The following is an 18,695-nucleotide window of genomic DNA, read 5'->3' as shown; positions in this document are numbered from 1 at the left end:
TCCTTTTTCGTTCTGAGCGATGGAATGATGGCCCATCAACCCGAAGCTCAATGATGCACCACATCCATTTGGTCCATTCCCAGGTTCCCCAGAGGAATCAATGGGTGGCACAGGCCAGGCAGGGATCGTAGGCCCGGTAGGCCATCTCCACCTGGTGCAAAAGATTATCGGTTACATGACCGTTTTTGATAAGTGCCCGGGCTGCTTTTTCCACGGAAAGGCAAATGGCGCCCGCATTATTCTGGGTGGCCACCAGCAGGTTGAGCCGCTTTACGATGGCTCGGGCATCGGTCTGATAATGGTGAATCAGGGTTCCCCGGGGGGCCTCGCACACTCCAATACCCTGTGAGGGTTGCCGTTCGGGCAGTTTCCTCACGTGGGGGTCGGTGAGTTCGCGGCACCGGGCCAGTTCCACCATCCGTTCGGCGGCGTACAGCACCTCAATCAAGCGTGCCCAGTGGTAGAGCATGGTATTGTGGGCTGGTTTTTGGCCGACGGCATCGTACAACCGTTCGTATTCGCGCTGGGCCAACGGTGTCGCCATGCCCATGGCGGCATTGAGTCGTGCCAGCGGGCCCACCCGATACAATCCGTTTTCCACGCCATCCACATAACCCTTCCAACCCACCGCTTTGAGATAGAGAATTTTCATAAAGCTCCGGGTGGCTGTTCGCTCCTGCAGGTGGTTCAAATAGGCATCGGCGGAAAAGTGGGCGAAGGTGCCACCCTGCGGGGTAACGATCCGGAGCTTTCCATCATAAAAATTCACCCGGCAGTCCTCGTCCACAAGGCCCATGTAGTAAGTCTGCAGGGAATAGATTCCGCTTCGGGACATGTCTCTGAAGCTTTTGTGTTTCAGTACCTTTTGATGGAACAGCGCCAACACCTGACGCGCAAAAACCAGCGCTTCGGCGGCGGTCTTCGCGATGGTCTTTCGGGCCTTTTCAGCGACCGGCTTTGACACCCCGCCGGGAAGCCCGCAGACCGGATAAAGGGGGCTGCCGCTTACCATGCCATTCAAGGCACGGACTTTTTTGCGGATCTGGATGGCACGCGTGCCTGCCACCTCTCCGACCGCCTGAAGGGCACCGAACACATTGTGCGTGTTGCTGTGCACGTCACCGTCCACCAGGATATCGGGTCCGCCGAGATAGAAAAGGTGAAGCAGGTGGTCTTCATAGACAAATGCCGTCTGCATAAGTTCACGGATCGTCAGGGCCGCGGGCGGGGGTGACACGCCGAACAGATCATCCAGCGCCTTGGTGGAGGCGATGTGGTGAGCCGTGGGGCATACCCCGCAGATCTTTTGTGTCAGGGTTGGCATTTCTTCTGCGGCGCGCCCCTCGCAGAACTTCTCAAACCCCTTGAAATCCGGCACCTGGAAAAAAGCACGTTCCACATTGCCGGCATCATCCAGGCGAATGTCGATGCGGCCATGGCCCTCCAGGCGGGTTACCGGATCGATGAGGATGCGTCGGGTCATGGGGTATGCCCCGTGCCGAGGATCGATGTGGCCAGACAATAGCGGTAAAACAGGCCGGCGGGGTCGGCGATGCTGTCAACCAGTTGCGTCAGCGCCGGTTCTTCCGTTTCCGCCATCATGGCGGCAATACAGGCAATTGCACCGGCGCCGAAGTCATCCACCCGCTCCGTGGGGCCGAAGCACCCCCGGCAAGGCATGTTGGCGTCGATGCATCTGGCATCGCAACCGCCCCGCGTCACCGGTCCCAGACAGATCAGCCCCTGGGGCAAAAAACAGACATTCGGATCCCAACGGGTCTCGTGAAGCCGCTTGAAGCGGGTGATCTCGATTTTTTCCGGTCTGGAATCCAGCCGTGGGCACTGATGGCAAAGGGCCTTGCGATGGGCAAAGACGGTTTTCTCTGCCGGCAGCCGCCCATGGATGACATCATCGATCACCCGTGCCATGGTGTCGGGAGGGGGCGGACATCCAGGGATGATCGCGTCCACCTTGACTACCTGATCGAGGGACTTCACCGCTGGCAGCAGTTCGGGCATCAGGGGTCCATTCTCACCCTCACCGGGAAGCGGCCCCGAGGGATCCGCCATGCTGGGCACCTGCCGGTAGGCACAGTCCAGCAGCTGCCGGGGAGTGAACAGGTTGGCCAGGCCGATCACCCCACCCATGTGGGCACAGCTTCCGTGGGCGATGATGTGCTTGGATTTTTTGCGCAGCAGGCGCACCATGCGAACATGGTCGTCCAGGCGGATGGCGCCGTTGATGAACGTCGCATCAATTTCAGCGTCATTCATGGCTGCCACGTCGCGATAACGGGCATCCAGGGCAACGGGCCAGAAGACGATCTCCGCTTTTTCGGCAACATTCAGCAGGTCTTCGGCCAGGTCGATGACCGACTCTTCGCAGCCACCGCAGCCCGCACACCAATACAGGGCGATTTTCGGTCTATCCGCCATTTACCGTTCCTCCCGGGAAACACCGACGGCTAGGGGCCCCAGGGACCTGATCGTTTCAACCATGTCATTCACCACCTGGGCATAATGGTGCCCCTGCCCGGCGGAAACCCAGTCCAACTGCAGGCGATGCGGATGGACTGGCGTGGGTTTGAGTACCGAGCGGAGCAAAACGATGCGTTTCAGGGCGTGAAGGTTTCCTTCCTTATAGTGGCAGTCCCCCGGTTTGCAGCCCAGCACCATGACGCCGTCCGCACCCGCTGCGAAGGCTTTGAGAATCATGTCGGGATCCACCTGGCCGCTGCACATGACGCGGACTTCCCGAACCTGCGCCGGGAGATCCAGTCGGGCCCTGCCGGCCGCGTCGGCACCGTCATAGGCGCACCAGTTGCATAGCATGGCAATGATTCTGGGCTCAAAGACGGTCATGGGGCATCACTTTCCATCGGGTTTCAATAGACCGGCGATCTCCGCGTAAACGGCGTCAGAGGAATAGTGACCTACACTGATGGCGCCGCCGGGGCAGGCGGCCGCACATATCCCGCAGCCGCGGCACAAGGTTTCTTCGATGGTCATGCAGGTTTCGTTTTCATCCCTGACCAGGGCGCCAAAGGGACAAAGGGCCTCGCAGGTCCGGCAGCCGGAGCAAAGATCCGAATCCACCCGGGCAACGATCGGATTCAGGGTGATTTTGCCGCCGGGGATTAGTTTCTGCAAAATCCTGCCGGCGGCTGCCTGGCCCTGGGCCACGGAAGCGGGAATGTCTTTTGGTCCTTGGCAGCAGCCGGCCAGATAGAATCCTTCCCGGTCCGCGGCCACCGGATCAACAACCGGGTGGGCTTCTTTGAAAAAACCGTCATCGTCGAGACCCAGGTCGAGGATTCGACCCATTTGCGGCATGTCCTCAGGGGCTTCCATGGCCGTTGCCAGGACAACCAACTGGGCGTCGACCTGCTGGACGGCTCCCGAGGCGTCGGTGCCTCGAACGATCGTCCGGCCGTTTTCAGCACTGATTTGGATGGCGCCGGGGTGAGCGAGCCGGTGCAGGGTGACGCCGACCATTGCACGGACCCCGTCGAAAAATCGCTGGGCGGTTTTTCCGGGTAGACAGAGATCGGCGAAAAAATGGTGAATGGCGGCTTCAGGCAGTTGTTTTAGGACCTGTCGGGCTTGCTTGAATGCAGACAGGCAGCAGACACCTGAACAAAATCGGTTGAACCTGTCGGTCCGTGAGCCGACGCAGTGCACAAATGCGACCGTATCCGGTGCCAGTCCGCCGGCCGTCACGATTTTGCCGCCGGTGGGACCGGTGGTATTCACCAGCCGCTCAAAGGCGAATGCCGAGATGACACCGTCCACTTCGCCATAACCGTATCGGGTGCTGCGGCTGGGATCGAACCCCTGAAAACCGGTGGCCACCACCACAGCCCCCACCTCTATATTGCGGACGGTGGGGACCGCCGTATAGTCGACGGCGTCGAATGGGCAGGCATCCTTGCACGCATTGCACGAGTCACCCGTGAACTGCAGGCAATGCTGCTTATCGATAACAGCCACATGCGGCAGTGACCCAGGATAGGGGATATAAATCGCCCGACGGGAGTCCATCCCGGCATTGAATTCATTGGGGACCGTGATCGGGCAGGCTTCGATGCAGGCTGCGCAACCGATACACCGATAGGGATCGACATGGCAGGCCGCCTGTTTCACCGTGACCGTGAAGTTGCCCTGGGTGCCGCGCACGGACAGCACTTCGCTTGTGGTGAGGATTTCGATCCGCTCGTCATGAATGACCTCGTCCAGGTCGGGCTCGATCAGACAGGCAGCACAGTTGAAATCCGGGTAGAGGTCTTCGTACAATGCCGCCATGCCGCCAATGCACGCGGAACGCTCCACCATAACTATCCGCCGGCCGTTCTGACTGAGGGTGCGGGCCGTGCTGATGCCGGCCACACCGGCGCCAATCACGAGAACATCGGGACGGCAGTCGATCTCTTTGATGGTGATGGGGGCGTGATGCCGCACGCGCTGAACCGCTGCGCGGATCAGCCCTTTGGCCTTGCGGGTGGCCTGATCGCGGTCATGGATCACCCAGGCGCACTGCTCCCGAAGGTTGACCGCCTGCATCATGAACGGGTTGCGTCCGGCGGATTCGAGCACGTCCCGAAAGCTCTGTTCGTGCTCCCGGGGTGAGCAGGCGGCGAATACCACATGGGTGAGGTGGTGGCGTCGTATGGTCTCGGCGGCCTTTTTTCGACCATCCGGTGCACACATCAGGCCTACCGGTTCGGCCAGCACGACCGCCTCCAGCTGTCCGGCAAAGCGCACCAGTTTCGGGATGTCCATGGCATCCTTGATATTCGGCCCGCACTCGCAGATGAACACGCCAATCCGATCCTTCACCCGACGCCCTCCGTTATAAGGATGATGCCCTGCATCCGATTCCAGATATTGCTTGGGCAAATTATCACATCCACCTGTCTAAAGAAACAGTTTGTGAACCGTATTCATTTATCGATATTTTAGGGGGAGCACTTGAACATCGTTGCCGGTGAAAGGTGAAACGGACGGTGGGGATTCATTTTTTTCAAGATGTGATATGTCGTCAAGGGAGGTGACTCAAGGTCGGTGTCGCATACGGTGCTACCTGCAAAATGATGACGAATTCGAAAAGGGTGTCTCCCACCCCATAATCCAAGCGGCCGGTCGCGGCGCGATTCGGCGACCGGCCACTGCTGCGTTCGACCGGTTTATGCGCCGAGTTTTTCGCCCAGCGCCTTGCCATAATCCTGGCAGGCCTTCATCCCTTCTCCGCTGTCGACCATGGCTTCGGTGAGGTTCAGGGGACCCAGGTTGGTCATGTCCATCTTGAAAACGTGCTGCATGGTGTCGAAGATCATGGGGGCGCTCTCACCGCTATGCGTATGGGAGCCGAAAGCGCCGCCGATCTTGCCTGTCAGGTTGGCTTTTTCGGCCTTGAACAGGAAATGTTTCATGCCGCTGGTGATGTCCTTGTGATAGGTGGGGCAGCCGAACACATAACCGTCGTATCCGGTGATGCCTTTCTCACTCTCGATGGCTGCGATTTTCTTGACATCCACGTCCTGTCCACGGATCCGAAGGCCTTCGGCGATGTAGTTGGCCATGGCTTCGGTTTTTCCCGTTCGGCTGACATAGGCGACAAGTACTTTTTTCATGTGTCCTCCTTGGTTGATGGATTGTCGATGGGGTTGACGAACCTACAATCCCGGTCAAATGGGCTTTGCTTCGGGAATGATCAGGATGTCGATACGGCGGTTGATGGCCCGGCCCGCCGTCGTGGCGTTGGAGGCCAATGGGCGCTCGGAACCATAGCCCACGGCGGAAACGCTGTCCGGGGGCAGCGTCTGGTTGGCGATCATGTACTCGCGGACGGCCTCGGCGCGCTGCTGGGAGAGCAGCATGTTCACGTCGTCGGAACCGGTGGCGTCCGTATGCCCCTCTACGATCACCCGCGGGTCGTCAAATGTGCGGATGGCTTTTTGGACCTTGCTGAGCAGGGCGTAGTTTTCCGGCATGATGATGCTTTTTCCCACGGGGAACCGCATGGCCTTGAGCCGGAGTACCAGCTGGTTCTCCTTTTTATAGACCTCGGCTTCATCATTTTCGAAATAATCCTGGACCGTCACGTAAAGCTGGTTGAATTTTCTTTCCGCGGCCAGTCGCTGCTCTACGGCCATGCGTTCCCTGGCCATGCGCTCCTTGGCCATCTGGTCCTCCCGGGTTTTGCCTTCCAGGGTGGCCACGCGCACATTGAGGGCGTCGATACTGGCCTGGTAGTCCGCCTTGAGCGATTCCATCTCTGCCTGCAGGGACTGATTTTTTTCGGACATGAAGGTTCGGTCGCTTTTCAGGGAGTTGACCGAACCGACGATGTTGTCCAACTGGGTCTGGTAGGCCTGGTCGCGCATGTCCTGGGCGCCGAGTGCGTCAGATATCGTGTGCAGGTGCGTTTCCATCAGCAGGACGATGGCCTCCGGCTTCATGGTTTTGATCCGGTTGCTCTGTTCGGTGACCACCACCAGGCGGTTGGCCTTGAACAGGGCTTCTTGCGCCATGGCGTGCATCTCTTCCTTGGCATAGGGATTGGCCGAGATGAACGCGTCGGTGGCGGTGATCTGATCCACGGCCTGGCCGTGGGTGAGGGGCGCTATTTTCCGGGCATCGGCCGCTTCGGCCCGGGCGATGAGCGCACGGACTTCGCCGATGGTTTCCTCTTTGATGGCGCGAACTTCCAGTTCCCGGTAGCGCTCGATCACCTTGCTCCGGTTATTCTGGGCATAACTGAGGTTATCCCGTTCAATGGCCCGCGTCAGATCAAGAAAGTCGTTTTCCACCCGACGGTATTCATCTTCGAACTTGGCCGCCCCGGCAGTCCGGGCCATTTCACGCGCCTCGAGGGCATCGGCCAGGGTCGTTCGCGAAATCGTGGCAATCTCTTTCGCGTTTAACAGGTAGTCTCGCGATTCCTTTACGGACTTGCGGATGTCGGCGATCTCGTTGCCTTTTTCAAGGTCTTCCTGGGCGTTGAAAAAGGCTCTCTCCGCTTTTTTGAATCCATCGGGGGACAGAATGTTGAGCTGGGCCATGCGTGCTTCGGAAATGTCGCTGCTGAGCTGGTTGACCAGTTCCACCGGATTTTCCATCATGGATTGGTTCGGGTCGAGGGCGGCCGCGGAGCCGGCTATCTGAGACTGGACACATCCGGTCAAGGCAAGACCGACCACCACCAGGGAAATCCATATTGGATTTCTGGCCCTGTTCTTCATTTTATCCTCCTTGGTGAAACGATTGTTTAAGTGGATCAGATTTCCGGGATCGGACGATGACAGGCAACCTTCAATGTCGTGAATGATGCGCATGTTTTCGATTTATGTCAACATTTCAATACTCCCGGCCATTTTCCACCAAGCATGCGAACGGTGAAAGGCGTTGCCTTTCCCGCTGAATTGGATATGATGCCCGGACCATCAATAAGTTTTGCCCTCAATGTTTGCAGACTGTCTATGATCAGCGCAAAGAACGCCATCAGAATCCAGTATTTCCTCTATTTCGGGGCGATGGGCGTATTTTTGCCCTATTTCAACCTCTACTGCCTGAACATCGGCTTTACCGGTTTTCAGATCGGCAGCCTGTCCGCCGTTCGCGCAGCCGTACTGATCCTTTTTTCCATTTTCTGGGGCGTCCTGGCGGACCGAAAGGGCATCCGCCGTCCCATATACATCCTGTGCAGCTTTGCCAGTACCGCCCTGTGGGCGCTCTTTCTCTTCACCACCGATTTTCGGTTCATGCTGGCCCTCACCATCGTTTACGGTGCCTTTTACGCGCCGATCATCTCCTTTCTCGAAGCCTTTGCCATGGACGTGCTGGGCAAAACCAAACATCGCTATGGCCGTACCCGGGCATGGGGGTCGATCGCATTCATCGCCGTGGTGCTTATTTCTGGAAAAATGATCGACCGGTATACCGTGGGTATCGTCATTGCCCTGGCACTGGCCATCTCGAGCGCCCAGGCCATGACTGCCATCGGTATGCCCCGGATCGGTCAACAGCGCCAAGCGCCATCCCATGATGCGGTGAGGTTGTTCTCGGGCCACACCCTGGTTTTTCTGGTGTGTGCGTTTCTCATGCTGGTGAGCCATGGGGCTTACTATGGCTTTTTTTCCATTCATCTGGCCCAATTGGGGCACGACGGCAGCTTTATCGGTGTATGCTGGGCCCTGGCATCCACGGCGGAAGTGGTGATGATGATCAACTCCCCCCGGCTGTTCGCCCGTTTTTCTTTCAAGCGGGTGCTGGCTGTATCTTTTGCGGCGGCGGCGATCCGGTGGGGCATCCTGTATGTCGCCCAGTCGGCGATGGTGATTCTGGCCAGCCAGTTGCTCCATGCGGTCACATACGGCGCTTTTCACATGGCCGGCATCCTCTACATGGATCAGCTCGCCCCGGCATCGGAGAAAACCCTGGGCCAGGCCGTGAACAACGCCGTGACCTATGGCCTCGGGCTCACCGTGGGCTTTTTTGTCAGCGGTGCTCTCTACGACCCGGACAACACTGCACCGCTTTTCCTGACCAGCGCCGGTGTGGCGCTTGCAGGAGGATTGCTGTTCGCTGGATTTCACTGGGCCGCATCCTGCGGAAAACCGAAACCCGGGGCCTGAGCCGTCACCGGAACCGGCCGTGGGGGCTTTGACAAGAAAAAATACACAATCCAAAAAAAGGAGAGGAAGGATCATGAAAACCCACGTCCTCATCGTCCTGTCGTGCGGCACCGACAATCCCAACCGGTCGACCCGTGCGATCCATCTGGCCACCATCGCCCACAAGGAAGGCAAGCAAACCACCCTGTTTCTGCTCGATGAAGGGGTATACATTGCCAAACAAGGGCTTGCGGATCACCTGCGGGCGGCGACGGGGGATGTGGCCGACGACCTCATCGCCTATCTTCAGGCCCACGAGGTGCCGATTCTGGTCTGCACGCCCTGCGCCAAAGCCCGTCATATCGACGAGAAGGAACTCATCGACGGTGCCCGGATGGCCACGGCCGCCGAACTGATCCACATGTCATGTGATGCGGCGGTCATCAGCCTGTAGACCGTGAAAGGATTCGATGGCCATGCCCACAGCCGAGTGCCGGTGCAACGCATGCGGTCACACGTTTGCGCACCTGACGTTCAAAGGCGATGACACCCCGCCGGTATGCCCCCGGTGCAAGGGAAGGGATATTCGGATGACCACCGGCCAGGAGGGCTTCATGGCCGGCTCCGGGTTGGGATCGCATATCGTCGGCGTTCCCAAGGGACCTTCCTGAGCAGGGTAGCTCAGGGCGGCGGTCTGCCGCCCCGGTTTCAGTCCCCCCTGGCGGGAAACAGCAGGTGACGCAGCCAGCCGAACAGGGTGTTGCCCTGGAGCATGGCCTGTTCCCAGGCCATGAATTCACGGGAGAGTTTGGCCGGGTCGGAGAAAAATTCGGCGCGGGTGGTGAAGGATTCTTGCGGGTCAAGCCGTTTGACCACGCGGGCCGGGTTGCCGGCGGCCACGCAGTTGTCGGGAATCGAATCGACGACGATGGCCCCGGCGCCCACGATGCTGTTCTCGCCGATGGTCACGCCCTTGCAGATGATGGCGCTGTCCCCGATCCAGGCATTTTTTTCGATGGCTACCGGCATGGCGTTGCCGAAGGAGATGCGGTCATAGATTCCGTGCCAGTCGGAATCGGTGATGTAGGCGCCATTGGCGATCATGCAGTTGTCGGCGATGGTGATGCCGGCGGCGCTGCTGATCCTGACGCCGGGGCAGACCAGGCAGTAGTTGCCGATGGTGATATGTCCCTTGCCCGCCTGGTCCGGCCATACCGACAACCGGATTTTCTTGTCCGGGGTGGCGATGACCGTGGCGAATCGCCCGATGGCGATCGGCGTACCGAACAGCTCCACGTGCCAGGGCCGCATGAAAGTGAACCCCCTTCCCAAGTGATCGAGCTGGGGGGCCAGAAAGTGGCGGGCATAGAACCTCTGAAACTTCAGGTATGCTTTTTTGACAACGTAGGGGCGATGATCTTTAATCATGGCGGATCCGTAAAAAGCCCGATATCTGCGTTACGCTTCATCCCTCGTCGCTGCGGCGTACCATAAGTACGCCTCACTCCTTAAGATTCGCAAGCCTTGATCTCGGCCTATTTACGAATCCGTCTAAAATGTGACTTTTTACTGCTTCATGAATTTGAACCGAATCCCGTGGCGCTGAAAGGCGATGTACGACCGTCCGTCAGCCGGAATAGCCGGCATCGGTCCACCAGGCGTGGCTGAACAGCCGTCCTGCCGGGGTAAGGTCGAACAGCGCATCGGCTGCCAACAGCACCACCGCATTGGTCCAGGTAATTTTTTCTTCAGGCCACCGGATCATGTCGGGAAAGGTGAACCCACACCAGAAAGAGCCGTCATCGAATACGTGCTCCGACAGCCAATTGAAAAGGATGAGCGCCTTTTCCGTATCTCCCATGGCGGCCAGGGTCAGCACCAATTCAGAGCTTTCGGCGACGGTCACCCAGGGTTGGTCGGAAACGCAGCGCACCCCCAGGCCTTCCACCACATATTTCTTCCACTGCCGCTTGATGCGCCCGCCGGCCATCTCCCCGGTAACGGCGCCGCACAGCACCGGGTAGAACCAGTCCATGGAAAATCTGGATTTGGTCATGTTGAACAGGTAGGGTCGATTGCGGATCGCATCACCGAGACGCTTGTAGGCAAGGGCCCAGGGGATGACGGCCTTGCCCAGTTCGCCGGCAATGGCCATGGCGCATTTCAGACTCATGTAGATGGAGCTGGAACCGGTGAGCAGGGCCATGGGGTCCACCTTGCCCTGGGGGCTGATCGCCCAGCAGATTTCACCGTTGGCACGCTGATGGCCGACGGTAAAATCGATGGCCCGCCGCACGGTGTCCCACATCGATTCCAGGAAATGGCGATCGCCGGTGATCAGCCAGTAATGAAACACACCCACGGCGATGTATGCGGTCATGTTGGTTTCGCGGGTCCGGTCTTCGGGGATGCCCCTGCGGTAGGCGGCAAACCAGCTTCCGTCGGCCAGCTGCATGCTGCGCAGCCAGTGAAAGGCTTGTCGGGCCTGTTCCAGATATCCCCCCACCATCAGCCCCATGGCCGCTTCCACATGATCCCAGGGATCGGTCTTTTCTCCCGCGGACCAGGGGATTTCACCGGAAGGAAGCTGGGTGGCCATGATCAGCCGGCACACCGCATCAACATCAACAGCAAGCTTTCGCCGTTGTTTGCAGATACTCACATTCATAATGATTTTAAACCCTTTGGTCGTCCCAGAATCCAGACGATTGTGTTGCAGTGTCCAGCAGGTAAATAAAATACGTTGGAAATCATGGATATGCAAGGGAAAAGGCCAAATCCGGCGAGCCCGCCAACCAATGGCAGACCGGGCGGCCTGAAAAAGGGGCCTGATCCTTTATGGGACTAAGCCGCTCGTGTTGTCGTCGGTTCCATGGACCGATGGGTTTTCGCCAGCCAAAAAGACACCGTGCATGCATCCGGCGGCCGGGGTGAACTTCCTTGACTTGGATCGGAAAACTCTTTATGAACTGGACTTTATCGAAACAGGCGCGTGCCGACGGCAGACGCCGTTGCCGGCTGACGGCAACCATCAACGAGACCAAGCCGCATCGGCTGACCCGACCCGATCGATCAGCCGTCAGGAATTCATTCATGAAGAACGCGATCAAGGAAATCATTTTGGCGGCGGCAACGGCCGCTTACGAAAAAGGCATCTTCGCCTCGCCCGATTTTTGCGAGGTGCTGCTGGAAGAGCCCAAGGCCGACAGCCACGGCGATCTGTCGACCAACATGGCCATGCAGATGGCCAAGGCCCAGCGCATGTCACCGCGAAAAATCGCCGAAACGCTCATCGGGAACCTGGATGACAAAAAGGGCATCATCGACCGTACGGAAATCGCCGGGCCGGGGTTCATCAACTTTTTCATCCGACCGTCCGCCTGGTATCCGGTGCTGACCGCCATTCACGAGCAGGATGACCAGTATGGCCGCTGCGACCTGGGCAAGGGGCGCCGCATCCAGATCGAATTCGTCAGTTCCAATCCCACCGGCCCCCTTCACGTGGGCCACGGCCGGGGCGGTGCCGTGGGCGACAGCACGGCCAACATTCTCTCATTCTGCGGCTATGATGTACAAAAAGAGTATTACATCAACGATTCCGGCCGGCAGATCCAGACCCTGGGCATGTCTGTCTACCTGCGGGGAAAAGAGATGCTGGGCGAAACGGTGGATTTTCCAGACACCTGCTACCAGGGTGATTACATCCGGGACCTTGCCGGGGAACTGCTGGAGCGGGAGGGCCGGGAGTTTTTTGAAAAAAGCGAGGCGGAGGCCGTCATGCCCTGCGCCCGGTACGCGGCGGAGAAAATTACCGCGGGTATGCGGGCCGACCTGGTGGATTTCGGGGTGACCTTCGACCGATGGTTCTCGGAACAGAGCCTCTACGATTCGGGCAGGGTGGAAGGCGATATCCGCGATTTCAAGGAGAAGGGGCTGATCTACGAGAAAGACGGCGCCCTGTGGTTCAGGACCAGCGATTATGGCGACGAAAAGGACCGCGTGGTGGTTCGCCAGAACGGCCAGACCACTTATTTCGCATCGGACATTACCTATCACAAGGACAAGTTTGCGCGCGGTTTTCAAAAAGTGATCGACGTGTGGGGGGCCGACCACCACGGCTACATCCCGCGCATGAAGGCCGCCGTGGAGGCATCCGGATACGAACGCGACCAGTTCGACGTCCTGCTGGTGCAACTGGTCAACCTGCTGCGGGCCGGCCAGCCCGTGGCCATGTCCACCCGGGCCGGCGAGTTCGTCACCCTGGCCGACGTGGTCAAGGAGGTCGGCCGGGATGCGGCCCGGTTCATCTTTCTGACCCGCCACTATGAGAGCGCCCTGGACTTCGACCTGGAGCTGGCCAAACAAAAGACCAACGACAACCCCGTTTATTACGTCCAATATGTCCACGCGCGCATCTCCAGCATCCATCGCAAGGCTGAGAGCGACAGGCTGGAGGTCAGCGGGTTTACGCCATCGGATCTGACTGCCCTGGAAACGCCGGAGGACATTGCACTGATCAAGGCCCTGGCCCGCTATCCGGAAACCGTCGAAACCGCCGGGGCGCTGATGGAGCCCCACCGCATCACCTATTACCTGATGACCCTGGCCGCCGCCTTTCACACCTATTACAACCGTCACCGGGTATTGTGTGCAGACGATCTGAAGTTGACCCGGGCCAGGCTGTACCTGATCTCGGCCGTTCGCAAGGTGATCCGCAACGGACTGGCGTTGCTGGGCGTGTCGGCACCCGACCAGATGTAGGGGCGACTTCAGCGCGCCCCATTTTCCGGGCAGAGGAACAAACCTGTGACAGAGGGCAAGGCCACCGCGCCAAAACGCCGGATCGCCTGGGGGCGATACCTGCTGGTCTTTTTCGTTGCGGCATGGATGTTCGTTCTCGGCGTGCTGGTGGGCCGGGGAACGGCACCCGTGCATTTCGATACCCAGGCGCTGCAGGAGGAACTGGCCGCCCTGCGTGACGCCATGATGAAAAAAGAGCGGGAAGCGGTGGAAAAAGCCATCCGGGGAGAAGATGAAAAAGCGCCGCTGGAGTTTTACGAGGCCCTGAAGAAGGACGGATTGGACACCGCCGTTCATATTCCCGTGCCCGAGGTGCCGACGGCTGAACCCTCGCCGGGCGCCGACACCGCCGAATCGGCTCAACTGCCCCACAAGTCGCGAACCGTCACCATGGCCAAAAAAACCAAGGCGCCTGAAAAACCAGCCGTCGGGAAAGCGTCGTCGCAACCTCCGGCAACTGCTGGAACCACGGGCAACCTTACCATCCAGGTGGCTTCCATGAAGGATGGGGCCGCCGCCGAGCGAATCGTTGCAAATCTGAAAAAGGACGGGTATCCTGCCTACGTGTCGCGAATCGTCATCCCCGATAAAGGACTCTGGTTCCGGGTTCAGGTGGGCCACTACGCGGACCGTGAACAGGCAGCGACGGACATGGACCGGTTGGCCCGAAACCAGATAAAACCCATCCTGGTGGAAAAATAACCCAAGCGGCGCAGCCACTGCCAATGGAGGCGCCTACAGGATCTGAAATGATCGAAAAACTGAGAATCCTTATCTCCCGGATTTTCGCCTTCGCACTGGTGGCAGTGATTCTTGTGTCGTCCAGCGCGCTTGAAGAAGGGGCGCCTGTATTCAGCACCCTGTTGTTTTTTGCGGGCATCGTACTGGTGGGTGTCGCTTCCATGGGGCGGCTGTGGTGCTCGCTCTACATCGCGGGGTACAAGACGGACACACTGATTACCCAGGGACCATACTCGATGTGCCGCAACCCGCTCTATCTCTTCAGTCTGGTGGGTGCGGTGGGTGTTGGTCTGGCCACGGAATCGATCCTGATCCCCGCGGTCATCCTGATAGCCTTTTGCGCCTATTATCCGTTTGTGATCAACAGTGAGGAGGCCGTTTTGTCGACCATTCATCAAGCCGCCTTCGACAGCTATTGCCAGCGGGTGCCGCGGTTCTTCCCCAGGCTGTCGCCAATCACCGAACCCGACGAATATGTGGTGAAACCAAAAGTGTATAAACGCCACATGTTTGACGCACTCTGGTTTGTATGGATCGTTGGTTTTCTGGAAATCATCGAAGCGCTTCACGAATTGCACATACTACCAACCCTATTCACCATCTATTGATGCCGAGACAGCAACAATGAAAATATCCCAAAAGGAAGTCCTGCACGTCGCCCACCTGGCCCGGCTGGATATCGCTGAAGCGGACGTCGACCGGCTGGCCGACCAGATCGGCACCATTCTCGATTATGTGGACACCTTGAATCAGGTGGACACCAGCGGGGTTCCTGCCACCTCCCATGCCATCACCCTGACCAATGCATTCAGGGAGGATGAAGCGCAGGACCATCTGGACCCGCAGGCGTCTCTGGCCAACGCCCCGGAGAAGGAAGACGGCGCCTTTGTCGTACCCAGGATACTCTGACGCCGCATCGACGACTTGGCCGTCGTCATTCCGGACCGCAACACCGCAAGGAACCGATGCCATGAAACTGCACGAACTGACCATCGAACAGGCCAGCGGCCTGTTGAAAGATAAAGAAGTCGCTTCCGTGGAACTGACCCGGGCCGTCCTCGATCGCATCGAGGCGGTCGACGGCAAGGTCGGCGCCTTCCTGACCGTCGATGCCGACGGCGCCATGGCCCAGGCCGAAGCGGCGGATCGTCGCCTGACCACAGGTGACGCGCACCCCCTGACCGGCATCCCAATGGGCATCAAGGACCTGATCTGCACCAAGGGCCTTCGTACGACCTGTGCGTCGAAGATGCTCGACAATTTCATCCCGCCATATGACGCCACCGTCATTGCGCGGTTGAAGAAGGCCGGCGCGGTGATCGTGGGCAAGCTGAACATGGATGAGTTCGCCATGGGTTCCACCACCGAGCACTCCGGCTTTCAGACCACCCGCAACCCCTGGAATCTCGAGCGTATCCCCGGAGGCTCCAGCGGCGGATCAGCTGCCGCCGTGGCGGCGGACATGTGCCTGGGCGCCCTGGGTTCGGACACCGGCGGCTCCATCCGTCAACCCGCCTCGCACTGCGGCGTGGTGGGGATCAAGCCGACCTACGGCCGGGTGTCCCGGTTCGGCTTGGTGGCCTTTGCCTCTTCGTTGGACCAGATCGGTCCGCTGGGCAAAACGGTGACCGACTGTGCCATCATGCTGGACGCCATCGCCGGGCACGACCCCAAAGACTCCACCTCCGTCCCCGAACCGGTGCCGGCTTTTGCGGCGATCGCCGATGATGGGCTTTCGGATGTGGTGGTGGGCATCCCCACGGCCTACAGCGCCGCCCGGGGGTTGGACCCCCAGGTCGGTGCGGCGGTGGAACGGGCCATAAAAACCATCGAATCGCTGGGCGCCAGATGCATCGATGTCCAGTTGCCTCACACCGATCATGCCGTGGCCGCCTATTACGTGATCGCCCCCAGTGAAGCCAGTTCCAATCTGGCGCGCTACGATGGCGTGAAATACGGATTCCGCGACAAGTCGCAGGCCGATCTGCTTCAGATGTACCGCAGCACCCGGTCACAAGGATTCGGTCCGGAGGTGCAGCGTCGCATTATCTTAGGGACCTATGCCCTGTCCGCCGGTTACTACGATGCTTACTACGGCAAGGCGTCCCAGATCCGCACGCTGATCAAGAACGATTTTCAAACGGCATTTGCCGCCTGCGATGCGATTGTTTCCCCGGTGGCACCCACACCGGCCTATCCCATCGGTAAGACCCTTGACGATCCGCTGGCCATGTACCTGTCGGATATTTTCACCCTGTCGGCCAACCTGGCGGGCATCCCGGGGATATCGGTTCCCTGCGGATTCTCCGACGACGGGCTGCCCATCGGCCTGCAGATCATGGGCCGCCACTTTAACGAACCGATGCTTTTTAAAATCGCCCGGCAGTTCGAAAAGGCGGCGAACATCACCGAAAAGAAGCCGCCGCTGTGATTGCGGATTGAGGCGAAAAATAACTGTAAACAGATAGTTGAAGAGAGGTTTTTATGAGCATACAACCCGAAGGCGAAAGCCTGAGAAAAGCGGTCCAGTGGATATCCGAAGAAAAAAAGGCGCACTCATCCAAAAGCCGGCAGCAACTCATCGAGGCGGCTTGTTTGAAGTTCAACCTGACCCCCATGGAGGCGGAGTATCTGGCGCGCAGTTTCAAGGAGATTGCCAAGTCTAACTAATGGCCAGAATCAGAATCCTTCCGGAAATCCTGTCCAATAAAATCGCTGCCGGAGAAGTGGTGGCCCGTCCGGCATCCGTGGTCAAGGAGCTGGTCGAAAATTCCATCGATGCCGGCAGCACCCGGATCCTTGTCGACGTTGAGCAGGGCGGGAGAAAACTCATCCGTGTCTCGGACAATGGACAGGGCATGGGCCGGGACGATGCCCTGCTCTGCCTGGAGCGATATGCCACCAGCAAGATTGCCACGGCCCCGGACCTGTTTGCCATCTGCACCCTGGGGTTCCGGGGAGAGGCGCTGCCCAGTATCGCCTCGGTCTCCCGGTTCACCCTCGTTACCCGGGAAGCCAACGCCGATGTGGGTACCCAGATCGAAGTGGCGGGGGGGCGGATCAACAACGTCTCCGACGTGGGGGCCCCTCCCGGCACACTGATCAGCGTGGCCGGCCTCTTCTATAACACCCCGGCCCGGCGAAAGTTTTTAAAAAGCATCGACACCGAGATGGGCCACATCGCCGACACCATTGCCAGCATGGCCCTGTGCCGTCCGTCCGTTCAATTCAGACTGTCCCACAACGACCGGATCGTGAAAAGCTGGGCCCCGGCCGCAGAACCCATGGATCGGGTTGCCGATGTTCTTGGGGCAGCCATCAAGAAAGAGCTGTATACGGTTGACCAGACGACCGGGGATATCGAAATCGGCGGGTGGATCGCCTCACCGCGGATGAACCGGTCCACCGCCCGGGGCATCTACCTCTTCGTCAACGGTCGCTGGGTCAAGGACCGGGTGATTCAGCACGCCCTGTTCGCCGGTTATACCGGGCGGTTGATGAAGGGTCAGTATCCGGTGGCGGTGCTGTTTTTAAAGGTTCCCTTCGACCAGGTGGACGTCAATGTCCACCCCACCAAGCACGAGATCCGCTTTGTCCGCCAGAAGATGGTTCACGACACCGTGCGGGACGCCGTGGCCGATGCACTCAGGCAATCCGATCCCACCCGGTGGAAAGCGAGCGAACCCAGGCCTGCCGAATTGGCTCAGCAGCCGGCACGCGTGTCCGAGCCGCATGCCGCATACCACCTGCCACCCACGGTTAGCCGGACTGGCTCCTCGGCCGGTGACACGGTGGCCCGCCAAGCGGCGTCGACGGCCCACGCGGCCATGGCCGAGAACAGGCAGGAATCCCCGCCGCCTGCAGATTCCGTCAATCCGCCGGTGCCACCGGTTGACCCTACGGCCCGCAACACCAAACCAGCCCGGCAGGCGCTGCTGTGGAAACAGCGGTTTTTTGCCGACCTGACTGTCATTGGTCAGTACAAGGGCACTTACATCATTTGTGAATCCGAAGACGGCCTGATGCTCATCGATCAACATGCGGCCCACGAACGTATCGTTTTCGAACAGCTCAGGCGCCAGTCCAATGCCCACCGACCCGCCGCCCAGCGCCTGCTGCTGCCCGAAACCATCGACCTGGGATTCCGTGAAACCCAGATCCTGGAAAAGCTGGCTCCGGAACTGGACCGCTTCGGGCTTGAGATCGAGCCTTTCGGCGGGAACACCTTCGTCGTCAAGGCTGTACCCACACTGCTCGACAGCTCCGGTATTGCGGGGATGGTTACCCAGCTGGTAGAAAAAGCAGCGGAAATCGGTGTGGGCGCCGACATGGAAACGATTGTGGATGAATGCCTCATGGTCATGGCCTGCCACAATGCGATCCGTGCCCACCAGCAACTGACCGGGACCCAGATCAAGGCCATGCTCGAACAACTGGACGCCTGCGACAATCCGTCGCACTGCCCCCACGGCAGACCCATCTGGATCCAATGGCGCCTCAAAGAACTTGAAAAACATTTCCAGCGGATCGTCTGATGGTCCG

The 18,695-nt window shown here is 59.2% G+C and carries 18 protein-coding genes; 10 read left to right on the top strand and 8 right to left on the bottom strand.

All coding sequences use genetic code 11. The features are described from left to right. Nucleotides 1-97: 97 nt before the first annotated feature. The 6 genes from ACZCED_RS13280 to ACZCED_RS13255 form a co-directional block, all read right to left on the bottom strand. Nucleotides 98-1,483: a Ni/Fe hydrogenase subunit alpha gene (locus tag ACZCED_RS13280; protein WP_464860984.1), complete on the bottom strand. Its 1,386-nt coding sequence runs from the start codon at nucleotides 1,481-1,483 to the stop codon at nucleotides 98-100. Beyond that, nucleotides 1,480-2,436 (bottom strand): NADH-quinone oxidoreductase subunit B family protein, encoded by a 957-nt coding sequence (locus tag ACZCED_RS13275; protein ID WP_464860983.1) that lies wholly within the window; start codon nucleotides 2,434-2,436, stop codon nucleotides 1,480-1,482. The genes ACZCED_RS13280 and ACZCED_RS13275 overlap by 4 nt, the downstream gene beginning before the upstream one ends. Further along, on the bottom strand, nucleotides 2,437-2,862 hold the full coding sequence (locus ACZCED_RS13270; RefSeq protein ID WP_464860982.1) for a hydrogenase iron-sulfur subunit: 426 nt from the start codon (nucleotides 2,860-2,862) through the stop codon (nucleotides 2,437-2,439). 6 nt (nucleotides 2,863-2,868) lie between these two features. Further along, nucleotides 2,869-4,836, bottom strand: coding sequence for a 4Fe-4S binding protein (locus tag ACZCED_RS13265; RefSeq protein ID WP_464860981.1), 1,968 nt, complete (start codon nucleotides 4,834-4,836; stop codon nucleotides 2,869-2,871). 347 nt (nucleotides 4,837-5,183) lie between these two features. Beyond that, complete coding sequence (locus ACZCED_RS13260) at nucleotides 5,184-5,630, bottom strand: flavodoxin domain-containing protein (protein ID WP_464860980.1); 447 nt, start codon at nucleotides 5,628-5,630, stop codon at nucleotides 5,184-5,186. Between the two features lie 54 nt (nucleotides 5,631-5,684). Beyond that, a complete protein-coding gene (locus ACZCED_RS13255) occupies nucleotides 5,685-7,241 on the bottom strand; it encodes an OmpA family protein (protein WP_464860979.1) in 1,557 nt (518 codons plus the stop codon). Nucleotides 7,242-7,478: 237 nt separating this feature from the next. Between ACZCED_RS13255 and ACZCED_RS13250 the strand changes: the two genes are divergently transcribed. The 3 genes from ACZCED_RS13250 (at nucleotide 7,479) to ACZCED_RS13240 (ending at nucleotide 9,283) form a co-directional block, all read left to right on the top strand. Beyond that, nucleotides 7,479-8,633 carry an MFS transporter gene (locus tag ACZCED_RS13250; RefSeq protein ID WP_464860978.1) on the top strand — a complete coding sequence of 385 codons (1,155 nt, stop codon included), beginning with the start codon at nucleotides 7,479-7,481 and terminating at the stop codon, nucleotides 8,631-8,633. Between the two features lie 73 nt (nucleotides 8,634-8,706). Further along, nucleotides 8,707-9,066: a DsrE family protein gene (locus ACZCED_RS13245; RefSeq protein WP_464860977.1), complete on the top strand. Its 360-nt coding sequence runs from the start codon at nucleotides 8,707-8,709 to the stop codon at nucleotides 9,064-9,066. Between the two features lie 22 nt (nucleotides 9,067-9,088). After that, nucleotides 9,089-9,283, top strand: a complete 195-nt coding sequence (locus ACZCED_RS13240; RefSeq protein ID WP_464860976.1) for an FmdB family zinc ribbon protein — start codon at nucleotides 9,089-9,091, stop codon at nucleotides 9,281-9,283. Between the two features lie 37 nt (nucleotides 9,284-9,320). Here the strand turns inward: ACZCED_RS13240 and ACZCED_RS13235 are convergent, their stop codons facing one another. Beyond that, complete coding sequence (locus ACZCED_RS13235; RefSeq protein ID WP_464860975.1) at nucleotides 9,321-10,040, bottom strand: acyltransferase; 720 nt, start codon at nucleotides 10,038-10,040, stop codon at nucleotides 9,321-9,323. Nucleotides 10,041-10,239: 199 nt separating this feature from the next. Further along, nucleotides 10,240-11,211 carry a prenyltransferase/squalene oxidase repeat-containing protein gene (locus ACZCED_RS13230; RefSeq protein WP_464860974.1) on the bottom strand — a complete coding sequence of 324 codons (972 nt, stop codon included), beginning with the start codon at nucleotides 11,209-11,211 and terminating at the stop codon, nucleotides 10,240-10,242. A 494-nt stretch (nucleotides 11,212-11,705) separates the two neighbouring features. On the opposite strand from ACZCED_RS13230, the gene argS reads away from it, so the two are divergent. The 7 genes from argS (at nucleotide 11,706) to mutL (ending at nucleotide 18,688) form a co-directional block, all read left to right on the top strand. Then, the gene (gene argS, locus ACZCED_RS13225) at nucleotides 11,706-13,373 is read left to right on the top strand and encodes an arginine--tRNA ligase (RefSeq protein ID WP_464860997.1); all 1,668 of its coding nucleotides are present in this window, start codon (nucleotides 11,706-11,708) and stop codon (nucleotides 13,371-13,373) included. A 45-nt stretch (nucleotides 13,374-13,418) separates the two neighbouring features. Continuing rightward, on the top strand, nucleotides 13,419-14,114 hold the full coding sequence (locus tag ACZCED_RS13220) for an SPOR domain-containing protein (RefSeq protein ID WP_464860973.1): 696 nt from the start codon (nucleotides 13,419-13,421) through the stop codon (nucleotides 14,112-14,114). A gap of 47 nt (nucleotides 14,115-14,161) precedes the next feature. Further along, a complete protein-coding gene (locus ACZCED_RS13215; RefSeq protein WP_464860972.1) occupies nucleotides 14,162-14,761 on the top strand; it encodes a methyltransferase family protein in 600 nt (199 codons plus the stop codon). Nucleotides 14,762-14,777: 16 nt separating this feature from the next. Further along, nucleotides 14,778-15,062, top strand: a complete 285-nt coding sequence (gene gatC / locus ACZCED_RS13210; protein ID WP_464860971.1) for an Asp-tRNA(Asn)/Glu-tRNA(Gln) amidotransferase subunit GatC — start codon at nucleotides 14,778-14,780, stop codon at nucleotides 15,060-15,062. A gap of 61 nt (nucleotides 15,063-15,123) precedes the next feature. Continuing rightward, a complete protein-coding gene (gene gatA / locus ACZCED_RS13205; RefSeq protein ID WP_464860970.1) occupies nucleotides 15,124-16,584 on the top strand; it encodes an Asp-tRNA(Asn)/Glu-tRNA(Gln) amidotransferase subunit GatA in 1,461 nt (486 codons plus the stop codon). Nucleotides 16,585-16,637: 53 nt separating this feature from the next. Next, nucleotides 16,638-16,823 (top strand): hypothetical protein, encoded by a 186-nt coding sequence (locus ACZCED_RS13200; protein WP_462968780.1) that lies wholly within the window; start codon nucleotides 16,638-16,640, stop codon nucleotides 16,821-16,823. Further along, nucleotides 16,823-18,688, top strand: a complete 1,866-nt coding sequence (gene mutL, locus ACZCED_RS13195; RefSeq protein WP_464860969.1) for a DNA mismatch repair endonuclease MutL — start codon at nucleotides 16,823-16,825, stop codon at nucleotides 18,686-18,688. Before ACZCED_RS13200 ends, mutL begins: the two co-directional genes overlap by 1 nt. Nucleotides 18,689-18,695: the final 7 nt, after the last annotated feature.

It is taken from the genome of Desulfosarcina sp. (assembly GCF_055467485.1).
This window is presented reverse-complemented; position numbering and strand designations above follow the sequence as displayed.